Below are 18235 nucleotides of genomic sequence, written 5' to 3' on the forward strand. Positions count from 1 at the left end.
TCAGGAGGGAGCCACCGCAGTCGAACGCAGCGTTTGGCTGCTGTTCAAGATCGAGGCTTCAGCAACATTCTGCGAAAGTTTCCCTCCTCTCCGGCCAGACTCTGCGACTACCCTTCAAAAAACCGCAGGAAGCGGCCCCCGTTTAGCTCAAGGAACGACCATGTCCCTCTCCATCGTCCACAGCCGCGCCCAGATTGGCGTGGATGCACCCGCTGTCACCGTTGAAGTCCACCTGGCCAATGGTTTGCCATCGCTGACCATGGTCGGCCTGCCCGAAGCGGCGGTGAAGGAAAGCAAGGATCGGGTGCGCAGTGCGATCATCAATTCGGGGCTGCAATTTCCGGCGCGGCGGATCACGTTGAATCTGGCGCCGGCGGATTTACCCAAGGATGGCGGGCGGTTCGATCTGGAGATTGCCCTGGGGATTCTCGCGGCCAGTGTGCAGGTGCCTACGTTGACACTCGATGATGCGGAATGCCTTGGGGAGTTGGCGCTATCAGGTGCCGTGCGGGCGGTTCGTGGGGTCTTGCCGGCAGCGCTGGCGGCGCGCAAGGCCGGGCGCTGGTTGATGGTGCCGCGAGCGAACGCCGAGGAAGCGTGCCTTGCCTCGGGACTGAAAGTGATTGCCGTGGATCATCTGCTTGAGGCTGTTGCGCATTTCAATGGGCATACACCGATTGAGCCTTATGTCTCCAACGGCTTGCTCTATGCCAGCAAACCCTATCCTGACTTGAATGAAGTACAGGGCCAACTCTCGGCCAAGCGCGCTTTGCTGATTGCGGCGGCGGGGGCTCACAACCTCCTGCTCAGCGGGCCGCCGGGGACGGGGAAAACGCTGTTGGCGAGTCGTTTACCGGGTTTGCTCCCACCGCTAGCCGAAAATGAAGCGCTTGAAGTCGCAGCCATTCAATCCGTTACCAGTTGCGTGCCATTGAGCCAATGGCCGCAAAGACCATTCCGCCAACCCCACCACTCCGCTTCCGGGCCGGCCTTGGTCGGCGGCGGCTGGGACAAAAAGAAATTAATGAGAAAACAAGGAATAAACTGAGAGGAAAAATGCGATTACACGCTCCGCTGACGCGTCATGCGTATCCAAAAGGTCCTTGCTGTACCGGCCTCATCAAACTGGCTGCTGATGCTGCTCGATTCTTCGAGTGCGCTCGGGCCGTGCAATCCTTCAAGACGCACTGCTTTGCCGTAAGTAAAGAAATATTGCCTCTATGGCCATTTTCAGCGCTTAAAGGAAAGATATCTTTACCTTGGGGGGAATAAGGCGCAGCACGGTTCGCCAACCTTCCAAACTGCCAGGAGCCTTCGCACCGCCGTGGGCGATACCCGCGATCTAGGGCGGTAACGTGGCCAAGAGATATTCAGCGAATAAGAAGTCAGCCGATACGATCCAAACGCAATGCGCTTAAGGCGCAGTACTGGATAAGCAATCGTTTAGGCATTCAAAAAAAGGACACTTCGTATGAAATTTCTCGACTGGGCTTCCGCACCAGTGACCAAGAAAATTGGCACTATCATAGGCATTTTGAGCGGCTTCGCTGGGCTGGCTTCCCTGTATTTAACACTTTCCCCACTCAACAATCATAATCCCGATCTTATCGGCCGATGGGAAACGAACTACTCCTTTCCAATTACGGATGGCACCTGGAGCTTTAAGGGACTGACAACCTACCTGCATGAAGGTAAATACAACGTAGGCGGGGTGATAACTCTTGAAGGGGAGGTCAAGCAACAGAAGTTCAAGTTCTCATACAACGTCATAGGAGCTGGCACTTGGACAACAGATCGCGACCTGCTTTCCATATCCCTAATCAGCCTCAATACACTGCCCAAATCGGTCAATCTGGCGGGCATCGATTTTTCTCCTGAGCTGGTGGCCAAGCTATCTGGAGAACCAATGCGCAATCTAGACAGTTCCTATCCAAGTGGGTTGTCAGACGAACTCCACCTGCAATCGGTGAGGTCAGATCGCGTGATTTTGCTGGCAATGGATCCCTCCGGAAAGCCTTTCACGATTGAGCTACACCGCCAGGCCGCATTCACGGCTAATCGATAAATGGATCGCGCCTCAACCCGCCACCCATCCTGCCTAGCCACTCGACAGAATCTCCATTTTGGACTCGTATTAACGGGAGCTTCCGTATCACATCGAGACGAGGGGGCTTGCTAAGCGCAAAAGAAAACATGTACTGTACATCCATACAGTATAAGTCATGAGACCAAACCCTGCGACAGCTTGTCCAGCGATCCAAGACAGCCCGCAGCAGTATCACCGCTCTTTAACAATTCGCTTCCAGTGAGAAAAAACGCAAAGTTGGCGGACTTCGTGTGGTCGTCGCACTCGGTTAAGGCCAGCGAGGGCGTATTTATCTCAGCTGGTTCAGATAGATGGCATTTTGATTCTCTGGGCCTAGGGGTATAATTTCCAAACCTGACTGGCAACGGTTTCGGTGGAAGGAAGTGTAAAAACAGGGCTTTGGGATTACCAAAGAAAGACTATAAGATCAAGAAGTTAAGCGAACTCTTCATGCGGAAAAGGATTGCCCAGATCTTAAGCGATAGCCCGGGTTTGAAAGCTCGAGATATCGCCAAAGCTCTAAACTGTGAACGCCGGGAAGTCACCAAATGCCTCTACGATAATCTTGAGGAGTTTGTGCAAGACGAAAATTTCGTCTGGCTTCTGAAGAAGAATGCGTGTCTCAAGATCGAGTTCACTGCCAGCCGAACCTGGATTACTCAGGAACACTTTGAGCGCTCACTAGTCAAATATGGCTCTCCGCTCGACAGTGTGCATGGTCATATCATTTTGAAAATTCCTAAGGAGCGCAAAGTTTTATTTTGTGCCGCCTCTAGAATTTTAGCACTGGCCAATCAGTTAGCGGAAGTTAAGCGGATTGTAGAGCTCGATTTCAGCGAGAACCCTGACGCACTTTCTTATTTGAATAGAGCAGGCTTCTTCGACCGACTCACTAAATCTATTAAAGTCCTACCCCGCAAACCCAGCAGTTCGACTGCACTTCGTCATAAAGCAAACACCACCAAATTGGTAGAGTTGCTGCCTATCGACGCCAACAGCGATGAAAACGTACCAGAACGTTTTAAGTTAAGTTTCATTGATGCTTTTGGAAAGAACCATGCTCAAAAGCTTCATTGCGTATTGGGGGAATTGATCGGAAACGCCGAGGAACATTCTGGCACGAAAATCCCTGGCTTTGCGGGCCTCCAGAGCTACACGTTGAAAGGTTCGACGTCTATTGTGGCGGTCATCTCAGACTCTGGGAAAGGAATCTGCTCGACCCTCCGACCTGCGTTAGACCTGCATTTTCCTGACGTTGCAAATCAATTCCCTAAAACACTGGAAGCTTCAGATGCTCAACTCATCATTCATGCCATGCGTAAGGGCGGATTGAGCAGTAGAGGTAAAGGAAAAGGTGGGGCTGGCCTTTACACAAGTAGCGGGTACGCGGAAAGTCTTAATGCGAAAATTAGTATTCGCCAAGAAGATTTTTCGGTCGCACTGACTTATAAAGAAAATGACTTGCATAATCACAGTTGGTCATTAGGCTTACCTCGGCTTCGCGGAACACATATCGTCTTTGAATTCAAACTTGACAAATAAATACATTCTGATTAAACTCAAGAAATGAACGAGAAAACTTACATAATCGACCTTCACGACTTCACGGATGGAAGCAACAACCCCTATGGTACTGCCAGGGGTAGGAAGGCTCATGCCAAGTTGTTGGAAAAGATTGCCTCAGTTGTAGGCATCAAAACAATTGGCATATCCCTCAAGAACATTGATGGAGCCGATGTTTCATTTCTCCGCGAATCACTTATATTCACTTTTAAACAGTACGCTAAAAAAATCTCCTTCTTCATTTGTGACTTAGCTGATGAAGACATAATCGCTAACTTAGAAGGTGCTGCGATATCTGGAGATTTTCGAGTCACGTGCTGGATAGATGGCAAGTGCCGGTTTGTGGGCCCTGCGCCTTCTCCTGCTAGCCTTCCCCTGCTCGATGTCGTCTTGGCTAACCGCTCCGTTACCACCACCCAGGTAGCACAGGCGCTTGAGATGAGCGTTCAGAATGCAAGCACCCGACTCAAACGTCTCTCAGAAGAGGGCTTCATAACCCGCGTGGAGATGTCGGCGGGTAGTGGCGGAAAGGAGTTCATCTACCAGGTGATAGGAAAATCTGTTTAACGGGCTTGCTTTACCGAGAAAAAGGGGTATGCTTTCGAGCAAGCCCCTTTTTTTTGGCCTTCCGGTAAACAGAATCATTGAACGAGAAAAAGAACAGGGATGATTGATGAAAGCAGCGTACGAGGTTCACAGAGCGGAGGACAACGGATGGATTTTCCAGCTCAAGACTGGGGACAACCAAGTGCTGCTTCATAGCGATAGCTATCAGACCTTGGGCGGTTGCCTGAACGGTATCGAGTCTTGCCGAGAGCATTCACCCTTCGACAGATTTTACGGAAGGATTGCAGGTTCGTTGCATTTCACATTCCACGTGAAGGCTTCAAACAACAGAATTATCGGCAGGGTGCTTCAGCACATCAGCCGATGAAAGAAAGAACGCAATTGGCTTGGTGAAACGCTATGCCCAGACCGCGCAAATTATCGACTGCACAAAATAGGAGCTGACACGAAGCAGACAGGGATCTAACGAGTAAGACGATCCAACGTAGATGAGAACCATAGCGCAACGCCACATTGCGCGAAGGAACCGAGTCGAGATGTCTCTGAGCGAAAACTGAGTATCTCCGCGTGATCCACACCAGTCAAGTAATGGTTGGGGGTCCTCTCCTCTACGGCTAATTCTGGCTGCCATTTCGCAAGCCAAATAACCGCGTGAGCGGAAATCATTAGGAGATACACCCCATGCAACATGAACAACTGCAACACCAACAGCGCCACAGTGTCGAAGTGGCCAGCAACGACCTGGTTTATCGTCAGGTTCATCTCCAAGACAGCACCCCAACTGGTGCCCAAATCGCCGCGGCTGCGGGGTTCAAGCCCGACCAGTCACCGGTGATCCTGCAGATGTTCGAATCTGGCGCCCAGGAAGACATCCGTCCAGACGAGACAACAGCTTTGAGCGATGGGGTCAATCGCTTCATTGTCGTTGAGTCTGACCGCAAGTACCTGCTTATGGTGGATGGCGCCCGCTATGAGTGGCCCTGCAAACATATCTCTGGTCACACCATTCGCAAACTCGCCGATGTCGGGACGGGTAAACGTCTGTTGCTTGAGCGAGAAGATGAACCTGATCAGGAGATCGAAGACTCTCATCTGATCAACCTGGACAAGGACGGAATCGAACATTTCATCACCCGCAAAGCAATCTGGAAACTGAACATCCAGGGTGAAGTGTATGAGTTCGATAAGCCCATTGTGTCTGTGCGGGAAGCCATCGTAACGGCCAACTTGAACCCGAACCTGAGCTGGCAGATCTTCCTCATGGTTCGCGATCAACCTAAGCAGGCTCTGGAAATTGGCGACAACATCGATTTGCGTCCGGAGGGTATCGAAAAGCTCCGCCTGACTCAAAAGGATGTGAACAACGGCGAGGCGGCTCTACCGCTTCGCCGCGATTTCAAACTGCTGCCTCGGGACGAACAGTATCTCGACACGGTTGGTCATCGGTGGGAAACCCGTAACACCAGTGAAGGCGGGCGTTGGTTGGTGATTCATGGCTACGCGTTGCCGGATGGCTACTCGGAAGCAGTCGTTCAGATGGCCTTGAACATTCCTCCTACCTATCCCAACACCTTGCTGGACATGTTCTACCTCTATCCGGCCGTGCGACTGGCCAACGGTGCGGAGATCGCGCAAACGCACATTCCAGGACACATCGATGGTGTGACGTTCCAAGGTTGGTCTCGTCATCGCAGTTGGGATCCGGCCACAGACAATGTGGTTACCCAGCTGGTCATGGTCGACGGTTGCCTGCTAAAGGAGGTTGGTCTGTGACAGCACAATCCCGCCTTGTGCTGACGGAAGAAATCCACGCCGAGCTCCGGGAACACCTGTTCCCGGGCGACGGTAAGGAAGCCGCAGCCATCCTCATCTGTACACGCTCGCCTGGCTCTGCGCTGAAACTCCTCTCGAAGAAGGTTATTTTGGTGCCTCACGACGAGTGCAAGGTTCGCAAACCCGACGCGCTTACCTGGCCTGGCGAGTATCTCGAACTGGCGATAGACGAAGCGCTCCCGCAATCGCTGTCGATCATCCTGGTGCATTCGCACCCGGGTGGTCTGTTCGACTTCTCGTTGGCTGATGACAACAGCGATGAAAGCACTATGGTCTCGCTCGTCCAAGGAGTAGAGGCCATTCATGGCTCCGCCATCATGATTCCTAGCGGCGCCATGCGCGCCCGCGTCTACCATCCGGATTTGTCAGGTGAAGACATCGCGATGGTGAACGTTCCGGGAAACAACATCTGTTTCTGGCCGTGTGACATGTCAGGACAGCAACCAGGTATGGCTTTCACTTCAGAAATGACAGCCTCCCTCTCCAAACTGACCGCGGCCGTTATTGGCGTCTCTGGCACGGGTTCCGTCGTGACTGAACAGCTGGCAAGGTTGGGTTTCGGAAAACTCCTTCTCATCGATCACGATCAGGTGGAAGAAAAAAACCTGAATCGGATCCTCAACTCGACATTCGCAGATGCCAAAGCTGGCCGCCCCAAAGTGGAGGTCCTTGCTGACGCGGTTGAGCGTATTAGGGGCACCCGAATCGCTCATCCCATTAACGCTTCGGTTTTCGATAGACAAGCGGTTCTGGCTGTAGCCGATGCTGATGTCATTTTTTGCTGCGTGGATTCTCAACAAGGGCGACTGATTTGCGACCTCATGTCGTCATCCTTTCTCACCCCTTTGTTTGACGTCGGAGTGACGATCCCTACGAGGTTATCGCGTACTGGGACACCGAAGATTCATGACGTACAAGGGCGAATCGACTATGTGCGTCCAGGTGGGCCAACGCTGAGTGACCGTAGAATTTACACACCGGAATCCTTACACGCCGAGCAGCTGCTCAACTCAGACCCGGAGGCTCATCGCGAGCGAGTCGCCAGGGGCTATATCACCGGGGTGCAAGAGGAGGCACCTTCTGTGATCACGTTGAACATGCGAGCAGCCAGTGCATGCGTCAACGAGTTCATCGCTCGAGCATTCCCCTTCCGTGAAGAAGATAACAGCGACTACGCACAAACCCTCTTCACGCTCTCAGGGTGTCTTGAGGACTTTGCGTCTGAGGCCTCCTTCGCCAAGAGCCCTAACATACTCCTCGGCAATGGTGATCACGAGCCGCTGTTGGGTCTACCACCTTTGGGAGTGTAATAAATGGACATGCTGCGTGGCCTCTGGCGCAGGCTGGTTTTGAAATTTGATGACGTACTTCCGCCTAGGCGGTTGGTCGTTATCAAAGGAGATTCCCTGCCCCAAAAAATGCCAATCCGTTCCGTAATTCTGATGCAGGAGAGCCGAGAGGACTGGTCGGTTGGCCTGCAGTGTCCCTGCGGATGCGGACGCACGATTGAGCTGTTGGTGATTGATGAGGCAAATCCTAGATGGGATTACAACGTGGATGCCAAAGGCCACCCCTCGGTTCATCCATCGGTGTGGCTGAAAAATGGCTGCAAGTCCCATTTCTGGCTTAAAAAAGGTCGGATTCAGTGGTGCCGTTAAGGGCATCGCTGGCCTCAATATTCAACGAGCAGAGCGGCAGGTAGATCCTTGAATCTTCCCACAATGGAAATCTCATTAGATTCAGCACTAGACATCGCAGTGCCGCATCAGATCAAGCGCGAAAAACTAGCTCTGTCTCGCTCGCGCAGACGCTCGAGGGAGCTAGACCTCAAGCTCCCACCAGGTGAATGGATCGTCTGGTGGTACAGCAAAATCATCAGAAACTCCGCCGACAATACTGTTCCTTTGGTAAACGTCGTGTTTCGCGCTCTCGATGCCGATATGCTGACAGACAAGATAGAAGTTCGTGATATCGCTCTTAGCCGTCTGCGGTTGTACCAAATGGGTGTAATTCTCCGGGAGGGATACCCGGTCGCCAAGGTGGGCATGACCACTCAGTATTTCGATGTCGACTTCAGCTACGGCTGGAAATGGAATCGTGCTAGCCGCTACCAGCTCTGTGCCCCTAGTAGCCCGTACCTTCTTCCGGAGCAATGCGACGACGACTGGCTGTTGAGATTTACTTTGCCGGATGGCAAATCCTTGATAGTAAATTGCATTGATTTCCTGGTGAGCGGCTATTCGCTAGGTTCAGAAATTCCACGAATCTTGACCACTTACGAGTGGCCAGAAGTGTTGAGTCGTCTGCTGGCACAGCCAACCCCGCAGGAAGAGAGAAATCTGCCAGATCAGCTAGTCGTGTATCCGCACAGAGATATGCTGCAAAAAGACAAAGCTATCTTGGCGCTGCTCGCCAATGGAGACGGATGTGCGACGCGAGCTGCTAGACACCTTTTTAGCCAAGTGAACCCAAAAAGCTTCAAATCGGGACAGCCTCATAGTTTGCAGGTCAGACCGTGGTTTCTTGGAGCTACGACCCTCAAATGCCGCGGCTTCTGGACGCAAGGCAAAACCCAATTCATCTGCACGGCTTTGGTGGGCACTCGTGAGCCTCCAGGACTCAAGATCGACATCCGTCGCGTGGCGAACGCACGGGATGGGAATGCTCCCGGTGATTTGGCGACCCCATTGGAAAAAGGGCGGCGGCTTGCTGAGAGTGATCTCGACATCGTGATGACCGACTCGCATCAACCCACCAGCAACTACATCCATGAAGATATTGACGCTGAAGAGTTTGAATTCATTACCACGCGAGAAAGCACTCGCACAAAAGTGGAGAAGCCATTTGGCCAGGTGAGGTTCATTCCAAAGGACAAGGATTTACCGGACAAATACGGAACTGGAGATAGTCAGGGCCAGGGTGACGCTACGACGGGCAAGATGACTGCCAGTGCAAATACGGTCGACATTGAGGCCCAAGGCGCGCTGATAGAAATGTGGAAAGCCTTCAACCGGATGGCGCAACGGAAAAAAATCGATGGATTGTCCTGGTATGTGCCTGACGATGCCTACACCGAAGGTCCCCCGAAGTGTATTGCCTTCTCTGATAGGTTGGAACTTGGCCCAACCTGGGAGCATAGAGATCCCCAAGCGCGGGCTGAAGAGTTTGAGAGACAAAATAAATGGATCACGATTAAAGAAGATGTTCGCCGGGGAATGATGTACCTCTTGGTAACCGAAGGCGCTGATTTATACCTAGTCGCAGAGATCCAGCGCCATCGCTGGATAGGTAAAGACCTCGAGCCAAAGGAGCAGTCGTTTTGCGGGATGATCTGTCATATCCATGACCAAGACAGAGCTCGGATACAACAAATCTGCGGCCATATCGATCAGGAGCTGCCTGAGCACAACGGTGTCTTCAAGAATATGAGCTGGCCTTTTGATTATCAGTGCTACATTTTCCCGCACCATTGGGGCTCAGATCCTGGTGCGCTTCTAGACAAAGCTGCAGCCAATGCGTTGAACACCATCAAGGATCTTAAGTACCGTCGCGTACCCACCTGAAGCTCACCATTCAGCAGATGGGAACGAGTCACACGATGTAGCCCCATATACTCGAGTGGTCTCCGTTTGAGCTAACTAGTGCTCTTCACATGAGGAGGAGCCTGGGATGCAGGGCTCAAGGGTGTTGATCGAGCGTTTCAGAGCTGAAGCTCAGTACGCAGCTTCATCTTTAAATCAGAAGCGTTTGCCCAAGGTTGCTGCGATTCTTTGCCAACAGCTGGAGCCGGCCAACGAGCCAGCCCTTGTATAGCAATCGTTGCCCCTATCAGGCATATTGCCACCATTCAGCCGCGATATTACGAAGGGAATTGAGATGACGGCAGAGATCGCGATTATGAGCCGCACAGCCGTGGTGCTTGCCGCCGATAGCGCCACGACCGTGACAACATGGAAAAATGGGGAGCTCGAGAAGCGCTATTTCAAGGGCGCCAACAAGTTATATGAGCTGTCCAGACAAGCGCCAGTGGGACTGATGATCTTCGGCTCTGCCGCGCTTCAAACAGTGCCTTGGGAGCTCTACATCAAATCTTTTCGCGAGGACTTAGGCACCGAGCAGTTCGACAAGCTCGAAACCTACTCGGCAAAATTCTTCGACTTCGTGCAGCATAACGAAAAGCTGTTTTCGAAAGAAAGCAAGGTAGATGCACTGCTCATGCTCGTTGGTGGAGCATCGTTCCGGTTGCAGCAAATGATCGCCGGTCACTTGGGTTTCAGTGACGTTCGGGAACTGCAGTCTGTGGCAGTTCATGAGATTGATGCTGCTCTGACCCTAGCTGAGCACGATGTCGAAGAGTTTCCACTCCATAGGCTCCTTACCGAAGCAGACATCGCAAGCGCAGTTACAGAGACCACCGACACCTGGGAAAACGTTGCGGCTCAAAGCATTGCGATTTTCGTCCAAGACAATACTCGCGCCCACTTGGTGCCACGGTTTGTTAACGCCCTTATCAAGCTGGCCGTCAAACAATTCCTGGACTACGCTCCGCTGACTGGAGTGGTGATCGCAGGATACGGCAAGGAAGAATATTTCCCTGTCCTTGAGGTGTACGACTGCTACGGATTCCTTGGCGATCGACTGATCGTGGAGAAGAACATAAACGACTCCAAAGCGATGGACGCATCGACGGCGGCAGTTATTCAGCCTTTCGCAACCACACACATGATCGATACCTTTCGCATGGGCGTTTCGCCTGACGTCTTCGATACGATCTACAACTCCTCATGGGAAGCGTTGAATGAAATGGGCGAACGAGTGATGAACGCTTGTGGAGCGCAAAATCCTCTTTCTCAACAAGACCTTGAACAAATCACAACAGAAACCCGGAAATCACACGCCGACCAATGGTATGAACAAATCCGAAACCAACATATATCTCCGCTCTCAAATATTATAAATTCTCTTCCCCTTCCAGATATGGCGGGCTTGGCAAGGAGCTTGATTGAGCTAGAGTCACTGAAGGAGCGTGTAACGCGCCCCAGTGAGTCCGTTTCGGGACCTATAGATGTCGCTGTGATTAGCAAGCATGATGGGTTCGTGTGGATTGATCGAAAACACTATTTCAAACCCGAGCTGAATCCCCGTTTCTTTAAGCGAACAGAATGATGGAGTCCGACATGAACTTCTCAGCCCCCCAACCAGTGGAACCAACCGCATCGGTTACCGCGAAAGACGCGCTGCGCTTTGAGAACCAGCAAATCCGCCCAGCTCGTCAAACCACTGATGCTAGCAGTTACGATCTGATGATCCGGCAGATTGATAAAAAGCCGAGCACTCGCGAGACGTTGCTTACACTCGCCAGCTATTGATGAGAAACCCGCGCTTGCAGCGGGTGATGCAGCGGTACAAAGCGGATGCAAAAAAAGCCTGCGGTGACGCAGGCTTTTTTGTTGTTCGTGTCTCGTCCTGAATAAGGTTTACACCTCCTGGGTGCTTATCAGGAAGGTGCAACGGTTACGTCCAGCCTTTTTTCCAAGCGTCCTGCATGCCTTGCTTCGCCGCCAACGCATGCATCAAAGACAAATTATGAATTCTTGCATAATTGCGCATAAAGCCAGTTTTTTAGAATCAGTGACCTATAAAAACCTGCGAGCGAACAAAAAAATCTAAAAAATCGCCGGCGGAATGTTCATTCCACACGCCGAGTCCACCTTGCTTGGCTGGCCTTTGTGATAACAGAAGTAGTCAACCAAGTGGGTCTGGTCAAAACGCTGAAATCCTTGATCGGTTTGCTTACCGCATTCAGTTGATCGCTGGAGAGTAGTTTCGAATTGCTAACCCGATCACTTCGCGACTCGAGCACTTTGCTCAACGCGCATAGATAATTGTTAACCTTCTATTCCTGTCGATTCAGCGACTACATGCCAGCCTGGCTGGACGGTACCGCAATCTAGGCGTGGTGGCAGTTTGGCGTCACCGTCAGTAAACCTGTCTCGAGTAAGGCGACGTCGTTGACACGCTCGCATCTGACCGCGGGTTCTCATTACGCTGAGTGAGGAGCCCGTCCCTCAGGCACCCAATACGCCCCCCCTTTAAACTTCACGATGAAGCCACGCTGGTCGCCCTGAGCCTCCTTCTCGTACTGCAGCAACTCTCGTGATGGGAGCTTGATCCTATGAAAATACGCCATGGCCGCTCTAATCCATTTCTGCTCCGGCAGTTCTCCAGCAGCCGTAACATAGAGTTGAGCCAATTTGACCTCTGCAACATGGTTGGCAGACTTAACTAGCCACCCCTGGTCAAAGCGAGCGTCCAATCGCAACGCATAATGGCGATTTAAAAAGCTCACGAAGCCAAACAGCGATGCATGAAGCCCTGGCCGAGTGCGAAGGAACAGGCGCAGCACTCGCTGGCTCGGGAGCGCTTGGCCCGCCTCGTCACAACGGTGTAAAAGGCGCACCGCACTCCCAAGTGCCAGGCGTACCGTCCGTAGCTTTACAGAGCGCCCAGTCAGAAACTGCTGGTAAACCTGGAGAGCTTCTTTGGCGACTCCATCAGGGAAGTACTGCAGAAATTGATTGATACGACGTTGATCGCTTGAGTTCTCTCGGGCCTCCGGATCAACCACTAACATCCCACTCTCTGCGAGCCAGATCACCACCGAACGCGATCGTCTGAGCGTCTCCGCACCGAAATGGGTAACCATCTCGGCATAGGAAGGCAGCGACTCCCAATGCAGGTGTATAGCCTCCAGAAATGGCTGGTAACGCTGCATGTTCAATGCGGCAAAGTGGGCCCCGCGACGTGCTTTGAGCCAGACAGAAAAGCCACCCATCGCTATACAGAGGCGCTCGTCCTCAATCGCACTCAGCAGACGGCTCCTTCGCACCTCAAAAGATGAATCCCAGAAGCACGCCATACAAGCGTTGCCCAAGCCGGCCGGCATCAACTTGGCGCAGCGTGGACAGGGAACCTCGCCCAGTTCAAAACACTTTTTGCACAGGGCCGGTCCATCTACCGAAACGATCACCCTGGGCCGTCGGCAGGCTGAGCAGCACGCGTTACTTAATTTTGACTGACAGGCAGGACAACACCGTAGCCAACGTTCTTCGACTTGAATCCTAACCAAGCGAGTGGAAGGGGATGCACAACGCTCACACGGCTGCGGCTTCCGGAAATAATGTGCACAGGAAACGCATGCTGGCCCTTGCGCCGTGAGTTTGCCGATCTTCAAGCCGGAACGGTGGCAGCGGACACAGGGTTTCTTCACTTCGCATGTGCGGCAGACCGCAGAAGCATCAAACACCGGGAGACGGGCGAAGTTGCCGCAGGCCGGGCAAATTTGTCGTTTAAACAGTCGGGCATAGCACGCTTCACAGAAGCGCTTTTCGTGGTAAATCTTCTTGGCCTTGCTCATCGCGCGTCCGCATTCATGACAGGCGCATGCAAGGGGTGGAGAACTGATCAAGACACCGCTCCTTTACAATCGCCTTTGTTGCTCACCAGCGCCCCTCCGTACGAAGCATTTTTCTTTTGAAGCGTAACCAGGCCTTCAACACAGAGCGCGGGGATCTGGGGCGTAAGCCCGATGCGGACGACGTCCGTACATAACGACGGCACGGTCGCTGCGGCAAAAGTTGCGCAAGATAGGGTTGACCGGCCCCCGCTACCGCGTCACGGATAGAAGGACACAATTGAGCACTTTCAGCCGCCGCCCGGAAGCGATCGGCGCCGGCCGACAGGATTTGGCTCACCGCAGGCAGGAGGTGTGATCTCTCAGTGCTACTCAAGCACTCCAACGCCAATCCGACGTCCACTGCCGGCGTTAACGAAGCGCAATCCACATCAAGGGCCGCCAAGAACTGTTTTCCCGCTGCCGAAGGGCTAGTTGCCAATACGCGCACCAATCTGAACAGCCCTTTCAAGATAGAAAAACCCTCTGCTACGGGCATCGCAGGCCAGTTGAGGCCAACCGGCCGCCCCTGAAGAATCAAATCGGCTTGTCGAATCAGTTGCAGTTCGTCGGCTCCCCCGGCCTGGGCATCAACCGCAGACAACAACCCAGCGCACTCATGGCACCGCGCAAGGTCACGGGCCCGATAATCAAGCCGATGAGGTGATATGACTGCCGAACAGTGAGGGCAACAATCGTGAAGCTTTACCCCATGTTCAGGACAGCAGGTATACCAAGCCAGCCGCCATTGAAGTCGGTAGAAAGGAGACTCGGCAAAGCAGCAGGGACAATATTGCAAACCGCCGGCTCGACGCAGGTTTCTCCCTCCCAGTGATAGCACCCAAGGCGTGATGCCTACGGGAGGAAGTTTCAGCCCCATGGACACGCAGATTGGAGCCAGTGAGGAACTGATAAGCGCCGCGGCGGGGATGCCTGAGCGATCTTGCAGGTCGCTCAGGCACAATGAGCAAATGACCAAATCACAATCTCCTGTCCATATCCGACGCTGCGGCCAGATATAACGCGCCATCTCCACTGCATCGCAGGCATTGCACAGAGCGCAGCGGATCAACCACGAAGAAAACAGCTCGTCACGCTGCAGCACTGGTGCCCATGGCCACTTCTGGCCTACCGGACGTACTTCCTCATGCCAGAAGCATCGGGAGACCATTGGTACTTCTCCAACAACTCGAGATCGATCTTTTCCCTACCCGTCTCGATAGCCTTGCGAGCACTGTGAAAAAGGATCTCCTCCACGTAGCCCGTAATACCTTGGCTTCGTTTAAGAATCAGCCCCGCGATCTCCTTGCTCGCAAGATTGGAGGGTTGCTTAAGTGGCAGCCAGGATTCAAAACCCTTTAGCAGTTGTCTGAAACCAATAGAAGGCGCCCACACAGGAAGCTCCACTGTTACAAACCGAGCCGCGTACTGGCGCTCGAGCATGAGCAACTTGTTGGCACTGGGCATTCCGACTCCGACGACTGCCAGCTTCAAGGTATTCGTCAGGCACTTGATCTCATTCATGAAGTCGGCGACTTGCCGCGACGTTCCATTGGCGATGGTTTGGATTTCATCGATGATGAGCATCTTGGTCTGGCTGGAGGTAAGCAGACTCTCCACCTTGTAGCGCAGCTTCATCTCGCTGGCATCGGGGTTGAAGGGTGAGTTCGAACAGCTGAGGATCGAGCAGTAGAACATTCGCAGACTAGGCTTACTGACTTCGACCTTGATGATCGGCCGAACCCTGCAACCGTCCTCATTCACGTATTCATCTCCATGCACGGCGATGAACCTGTCCACCAGGGATGATTTGCCCATCCGGGACTCGCCGACGATGAAAAAATCCGGTACATCTCTATGGCCACAGAGCTTGGCGTACAACTGCTCAAACAGATTTTCTGACAGCTCGTAATCGATCCATCGGGACTTGATGAAGGCTAGGCGCTCCGCGTCAGAGAGATCCATGATCGGCTTGAACTCCTGCAGCAGATGAGGGTAATTGCTCATGCCACACCTCCATACAGCGGAACATCGTCATCATCACCCCATGCATCCTCAACTGGTAATGCCGGTTGCAACCTAGGCGGGTTGTCCTGTTGCTGACCAAGGAATACCGTCGCAGGGGTCTTGCCCTTAGCATTGTTCTTGGTTTTCTGAGCGTTTCGTCTGGCAGCCTTGGTTTTGACCGCCTCTTCCTCTTCAATAACTCTTCGCTTTTCGATGTGCTGCCGAATGGTGTCGTTGTCCACCGAGGCCAAGTTCTCTTTTTTAAGCTCACGCTTGGTTTTGACGTACTCCGCCACGGAGACGCTATCAAACCGCCCATCAGCCAACGGCACTCGGAAATACCTGTTCAGACCCGGATCAAAGAACCAGATGAAATTGATATCTCGTAGATCTCGCCGAAACAGGAACTGCATTTTCTTGCCCGTCTTGGGATCAACCTGATTAATCCATGGGCGAAGCGCCTCTGCGTAATACATCGCATCCCATTCGACGCCATAGGTCTGGATGGTGCGGTATTCAGAGGGCAGGAAGTCCAGCTGCAGAGACAGGGGGTCCTCCGGAATCGGTGGCATGCCGCAAAATGCCTTAGGTCCCCAGAAGGCCTGATTCCACATGGCTATCGGAGGTTTGAACAAGATGCCGCTATGCGGCTTGTTGTTGTAGATCAGAATGGTGTGCACCAACCACTTCTCTAGTGCGTCAAAGCTCATGGTCGCCTCTTTGTCCGAGTCGACATCTCCACGGCTGTCAGGGTTACGCTGAGTGGCGCCTTGCAGCTTGCTGAATACCTTGGCGTTCTCCTCCATCAACGCCTCGATATGCCCACCCCAGTGAGGTCGCTTGCGAGGGCGAAATTGCCGTTCGATGTTGTGGGCAGTACAAGCCAAAATCAGGCTCTTGGTTTTAAAGTCAGGGCCGTTGTCGCTGTGGATTTCGTACGGTAAACCCCACACAGGCCATTCACCTGAAACCTGATGGTGGGTGAGCCATTCATGCTTGGGCAGCATTGCCTGAACCAGACACATGGCCACCGATACAGCCGACGGCGCATCTAATGATATGAAGTAGCCAACGACCATCCGCGAGTACATATCGATGGCCATAGTTACCCACGGGCGGCCGATGGAGACGCGATGTACATCATCGACGATCATCACGTCTGCCGGGCTGTGGTCGATCTGAATCCGGTGCAACGGGTAGTCGGCAGAATATTTACCGGGACGCGCCTCATAGGTGTCAGAAGCGATATCTGCATAGCCCCTGGCTTTGAGAACTTGCCTGGCAGGAACCTTCCTGATGCGCTGACTAACAGTTGGAATGGACGGGGCCTTAAGCCCTCGCAGTCGGCAAATCTTGGTCACTTCTTCATGTACATCCTTGATGGTGTACCGGCGCGTGCTCAGGTAGAGCGTTTGAATAACATTTCCGATGATGTCTTCCACTTCAGCACTTACGCGTGCATTGCCTTTCTTCCAGCCTCGAGCCTGGGGCAACAGACTCAAGAAACGGCTGCCTTCCGTGTAGGCATACAACCATCGATAGACCGTTGCCTTACTGACGCCGCAGTCCTTAGCGCGTTTGAGCACAGCGCCTTCAACGTGCATGTCCATGGCCAGAAGTGGGGAGATGATTGCATAGCGCTGTTCGGCAATGGCCCACTGTTTATCCGCGATTCGCGCCAAATCAAGGCCGCTCGCATACACCCGCCCATTTTTGCCTTCAGGCCTTTTCAGCTCGACGATCGGCAGCAATTTGGAAATGCCCGACTCGATGTCCTGACCAAGCACATGGTGGAAATCCACCAGCAACGCGATTTTGTAGGTGTCCTTGTGATGGCGTACAAACTCACCCACCTGGATCTTAAGGGCGGCCCTGTTCAGGGCATGGCTCTGGACATCAGAAGCGCTCATCATGGCACCTCATGACAGAAAACTCGTTGAGCTCCTGGTCGAGATCCGTCCAAACCTGGCCTGTGGCAATCAGATGCCAGAGATGGGATCGGCCGATAGCTTCATGACCATGAAAATGCAGTGCCAGCAATGCGTGGAACGGCGCACGTCGCATCATCGCTAGCTTCCCCAGAATGACTTCCGTCAGCTTCGGATCCAGCGCCATATTCCGATAACGCTGTAAGAACTCGACGTTCTTCAGTCGGATGCCCCGAATACGAGACTCGTCGAAGATATGGAATTCCCAACCTTGGGTTCGGGCGAAACGCCACGCGGCTTTCCACTTGGGTAACCATAACCGCCAGTTTTCTTTCCAGTCTTCACGAGGCTTTACTTCTACCAGTAGCGGTTTCAGGTTGAGCTCATCGTCGAACTGAACGAAGAAGTCCGGGGTATGGATGTAGTCGCGCCCATTGTGAGCCGTGAACGGGATTTGAACCGGCTGCGCGACAAGTGCGACCACTTCCGGGGAGAGCGACCAGATCCTGATGAAATCACGCTCAAGGCCCGACTCGTAGTAAATGCCTTTTCCGCGGAAAGGAAAAACACCGGAAAGGCTGCGCGTCATGGATCGGCTTTTTCGGGTCTGAGAGATCTCTTGACCCAAGTAGACGGTAGAGGACATAGGGCACCTATAGGCTAATTTGCCAACGATGCTACCCAGCGCACTCTGACCAAAGGCTCGCTATTTGCCCCCTTTTTAGGGCAACAGTTCTGCGAGTGGCCAAGCATCACGTCCATTTGAGCGCTCCATAGAACTCTGGGTTGCTCTGACGC

At 53.0% G+C, this 18235-nt stretch carries 15 protein-coding genes and 1 pseudogene; 11 read left to right on the top strand and 5 right to left on the bottom strand.

Translation table 11 applies throughout. From position 1 onward, the window contains the following. Positions 1 to 160: 160 nt before the first annotated feature. The 11 genes and pseudogenes from RS887_RS24800 to RS887_RS24845 all read left to right on the top strand — a co-directional run. Positions 161 to 1006, top strand: a pseudogene (locus RS887_RS24800) (YifB family Mg chelatase-like AAA ATPase); the annotation flags it as partial. A 465-nt stretch (positions 1007 to 1471) separates the two neighbouring features. Next, a complete protein-coding gene (locus RS887_RS24805; protein ID WP_322617463.1) occupies positions 1472 to 2065 on the top strand; it encodes a hypothetical protein in 594 nt (197 codons plus the stop codon). Between the two features lie 471 nt (positions 2066 to 2536). Then, a complete protein-coding gene (locus RS887_RS24810) occupies positions 2537 to 3628 on the top strand; it encodes an ATPase (protein ID WP_322617464.1) in 1092 nt (363 codons plus the stop codon). 24 nt (positions 3629 to 3652) lie between these two features. Beyond that, positions 3653 to 4216, top strand: coding sequence for a helix-turn-helix domain-containing protein (locus tag RS887_RS24815; RefSeq protein ID WP_322617465.1), 564 nt, complete (start codon positions 3653 to 3655; stop codon positions 4214 to 4216). Positions 4217 to 4322: 106 nt separating this feature from the next. Then, positions 4323 to 4583 carry a YegP family protein gene (locus RS887_RS30650; RefSeq protein WP_416340008.1) on the top strand — a complete coding sequence of 87 codons (261 nt, stop codon included), beginning with the start codon at positions 4323 to 4325 and terminating at the stop codon, positions 4581 to 4583. A gap of 314 nt (positions 4584 to 4897) precedes the next feature. Further along, positions 4898 to 5989 carry a multiubiquitin domain-containing protein gene (locus RS887_RS24820; RefSeq protein ID WP_322617466.1) on the top strand — a complete coding sequence of 364 codons (1092 nt, stop codon included), beginning with the start codon at positions 4898 to 4900 and terminating at the stop codon, positions 5987 to 5989. After that, positions 5986 to 7359, top strand: coding sequence for a ThiF family adenylyltransferase (locus RS887_RS24825; RefSeq protein WP_322617467.1), 1374 nt, complete (start codon positions 5986 to 5988; stop codon positions 7357 to 7359). The genes RS887_RS24820 and RS887_RS24825 overlap by 4 nt, the downstream gene beginning before the upstream one ends. Positions 7360 to 7362: 3 nt before the next feature. Next, positions 7363 to 7707: a DUF6527 family protein gene (locus RS887_RS24830; protein ID WP_322617468.1), complete on the top strand. Its 345-nt coding sequence runs from the start codon at positions 7363 to 7365 to the stop codon at positions 7705 to 7707. 48 nt (positions 7708 to 7755) lie between these two features. Continuing rightward, on the top strand, positions 7756 to 9612 hold the full coding sequence (locus RS887_RS24835; RefSeq protein ID WP_322617469.1) for a hypothetical protein: 1857 nt from the start codon (positions 7756 to 7758) through the stop codon (positions 9610 to 9612). A 313-nt stretch (positions 9613 to 9925) separates the two neighbouring features. Further along, a complete protein-coding gene (locus RS887_RS24840; protein WP_322617470.1) occupies positions 9926 to 11215 on the top strand; it encodes a hypothetical protein in 1290 nt (429 codons plus the stop codon). An 11-nt stretch (positions 11216 to 11226) separates the two neighbouring features. Continuing rightward, on the top strand, positions 11227 to 11418 hold the full coding sequence (locus tag RS887_RS24845) for a hypothetical protein (RefSeq protein ID WP_322617471.1): 192 nt from the start codon (positions 11227 to 11229) through the stop codon (positions 11416 to 11418). A 674-nt stretch (positions 11419 to 12092) separates the two neighbouring features. Here the strand turns inward: RS887_RS24845 and RS887_RS24850 are convergent. From RS887_RS24850 to RS887_RS24865, 5 genes are all read right to left on the bottom strand, one after another. Beyond that, complete coding sequence (locus RS887_RS24850) at positions 12093 to 13079, bottom strand: hypothetical protein (protein ID WP_322617472.1); 987 nt, start codon at positions 13077 to 13079, stop codon at positions 12093 to 12095. 469 nt (positions 13080 to 13548) lie between these two features. Continuing rightward, positions 13549 to 14673 carry a TniQ family protein gene (locus RS887_RS30655; RefSeq protein WP_416340009.1) on the bottom strand — a complete coding sequence of 375 codons (1125 nt, stop codon included), beginning with the start codon at positions 14671 to 14673 and terminating at the stop codon, positions 13549 to 13551. Continuing rightward, positions 14631 to 15509 carry a TniB family NTP-binding protein gene (locus RS887_RS24855; protein ID WP_322617473.1) on the bottom strand — a complete coding sequence of 293 codons (879 nt, stop codon included), beginning with the start codon at positions 15507 to 15509 and terminating at the stop codon, positions 14631 to 14633. Before RS887_RS24855 ends, RS887_RS30655 begins: the two co-directional genes overlap by 43 nt. Continuing rightward, a complete protein-coding gene (locus RS887_RS24860; RefSeq protein ID WP_322617474.1) occupies positions 15506 to 17422 on the bottom strand; it encodes a DNA-binding domain-containing protein in 1917 nt (638 codons plus the stop codon). Before RS887_RS24860 ends, RS887_RS24855 begins: the two co-directional genes overlap by 4 nt. Further along, positions 17406 to 18026, bottom strand: a complete 621-nt coding sequence (locus RS887_RS24865; RefSeq protein WP_322617475.1) for a TnsA endonuclease N-terminal domain-containing protein — start codon at positions 18024 to 18026, stop codon at positions 17406 to 17408. The genes RS887_RS24860 and RS887_RS24865 overlap by 17 nt, the downstream gene beginning before the upstream one ends. Between the last annotated feature and the right edge of the window lie 209 nt (positions 18027 to 18235).

The sequence above is a fragment of the Pseudomonas sp. BIC9C genome (assembly GCF_034541995.1).
In the GTDB taxonomy this organism is placed as follows: Bacteria; Pseudomonadota; Gammaproteobacteria; order Pseudomonadales; family Pseudomonadaceae; genus Aquipseudomonas; species Aquipseudomonas fluorescens_CC.

Bases quoted from the DNA above. Each gene is read 5' to 3' on its own strand.
- RS887_RS24860 (WP_322617474.1), bottom strand. From the start codon at position 17,422: ATGATGAGCGCTTCTGATGTCCAGAGCCATGCCCTGAACAGGGCCGCC.
- RS887_RS24830 (WP_322617468.1), top strand. From the start codon at position 7,363: ATGGACATGCTGCGTGGCCTCTGGCGCAGGCTGGTTTTGAAATTTGAT.
- RS887_RS24855 (WP_322617473.1), bottom strand. From the start codon at position 15,509: ATGAGCAATTACCCTCATCTGCTGCAGGAGTTCAAGCCGATCATGGAT.
- RS887_RS24840 (WP_322617470.1), top strand. From the start codon at position 9,926: ATGACGGCAGAGATCGCGATTATGAGCCGCACAGCCGTGGTGCTTGCC.
- RS887_RS30650 (WP_416340008.1), top strand. From the start codon at position 4,323: ATGAAAGCAGCGTACGAGGTTCACAGAGCGGAGGACAACGGATGGATT.
- RS887_RS24815 (WP_322617465.1), top strand. From the start codon at position 3,653: ATGAACGAGAAAACTTACATAATCGACCTTCACGACTTCACGGATGGA.
- RS887_RS24810 (WP_322617464.1), top strand. From the start codon at position 2,537: ATGCGGAAAAGGATTGCCCAGATCTTAAGCGATAGCCCGGGTTTGAAA.
- RS887_RS24865 (WP_322617475.1), bottom strand. From the start codon at position 18,026: ATGACGCGCAGCCTTTCCGGTGTTTTTCCTTTCCGCGGAAAAGGCATT.
- RS887_RS30655 (WP_416340009.1), bottom strand. From the start codon at position 14,673: ATGGTCTCCCGATGCTTCTGGCATGAGGAAGTACGTCCGGTAGGCCAG.
- RS887_RS24805 (WP_322617463.1), top strand. From the start codon at position 1,472: ATGAAATTTCTCGACTGGGCTTCCGCACCAGTGACCAAGAAAATTGGC.
- RS887_RS24845 (WP_322617471.1), top strand. From the start codon at position 11,227: ATGAACTTCTCAGCCCCCCAACCAGTGGAACCAACCGCATCGGTTACC.
- RS887_RS24820 (WP_322617466.1), top strand. From the start codon at position 4,898: ATGCAACATGAACAACTGCAACACCAACAGCGCCACAGTGTCGAAGTG.